The following is a 1,196-nucleotide window of genomic DNA, read 5'->3' as shown; positions in this document are numbered from 1 at the left end:
GGAAGGTGCGAATAAGCAGGTCATTTCTTCCCAAGCTGACTCGCTGATTAAAATTTCGCGGATCTGGGCCGATTTTTTTCCCGCAAACACATCGAATCAGCCTATTTAGGCTATTTTTTCCACCATTTCTGGCGTTATTTCCGGTTTTTACTGAGATCTCTCCCACTGACGTATCATTTGGTCCACCCGAAACAGGTTGGCCAGGGTGAATAACATCGCCAGTTGGTTATCGTTTTTCAGCAGCCCCCTGTATCTGGCTTTCACGAAGCCGAACTGCCGCTTGATGATGCGAAACGGGTGCTCCACCTTGGCACGGATGCTGGCTTTCATGTATTCGATGTTGATGGCCGTTTTGTTCTTGCGCGGATGCTGCTTCAAGGTTTTTACCCTGCCGGGACGCTCGGCGATCAGCCAGTCCACATCCACCTCGGCCAGCTCCTCGCGCTGTGGCGCTCCTTGGTAGCCGGCATCGGCTGAGACAAATTGCTCCTCTCCATGAAGCAGATTACCCAGCTGATTGAGGTCATGCTCGTTGGCCGCGGTGGTGACTAGGCTGTGGGTCAGGCCACTCTTGGCATCGACACCAATGTGGGCCTTCATGCCAAAGTGCCACTGATTGCCTTTCTTGGTCTGATGCATCTCCGGATCGCGTTGCTGCTCTTTGTTCTTGGTAGAGCTGGGTGCCTCAATGATGGTGGCATCCACCAAAGTGCCTTGGGTCATCATGACGCCTGCTTCGGCCAGCCAGCGATTGATGGTCTTGAACAATTGACGGGCCAGTTGATGCTGCTCGAGCAGGTGGCGGAAATTCATGATGGTGGTGCGATCCGGCAGGGCGCTATCCAGGGATAATCGGGCAAACAGGCGCATGGAGGCGATTTCGTACAGGGCATCTTCCATGGCACCGTCGCTCAGGTTGTACCAATGCTGCATGCAGTGAATACGCAGCATGGTCTCCAGCGGATAGGGCCGTCGGCCATTGCCCGCCTTGGGATAAAACGGCTCGATGACAGCGGTCATATTCTGCCATGGCAGAATCTGCTCCATGCGGGAGAGGAAAATCTCTTTTCGGGTCTGACGGCGCTTAGTGCTGAATTCACTATCGGCGAAGGTGAGTTGATGGCTCATGATGTCCCTCTGGGATGCGCTCCGGATGAATATGATGATCTCATATCAGGAACTTGTTCGCACCTTCC

The 1,196-nt window shown here is 53.8% G+C and carries 1 protein-coding gene; it reads right to left on the bottom strand.

Annotated features, from left to right (window positions below):
- Positions 1-147: 147 nt before the first annotated feature.
- A complete protein-coding gene (locus V6E55_RS25460) occupies positions 148-1,128 on the bottom strand; it encodes an IS5-like element ISKpn26 family transposase (protein WP_009310076.1) in 981 nt (326 codons plus the stop codon).
- Positions 1,129-1,196 lie beyond the last annotated feature (68 nt).

The organism is Enterobacter sp. 342 (assembly GCF_036663495.1).
Lineage (GTDB): Bacteria > Pseudomonadota > Gammaproteobacteria > Enterobacterales > Enterobacteriaceae > Enterobacter.
This window is presented reverse-complemented; position numbering and strand designations above follow the sequence as displayed.

Excerpts from the sequence above, each read along its gene's own strand:
- V6E55_RS25460 (WP_009310076.1), bottom strand. The coding sequence starts at position 1,128 with ATGAGCCATCAACTCACCTTCGCCGATAGTGAATTCAGCACTAAGCGC.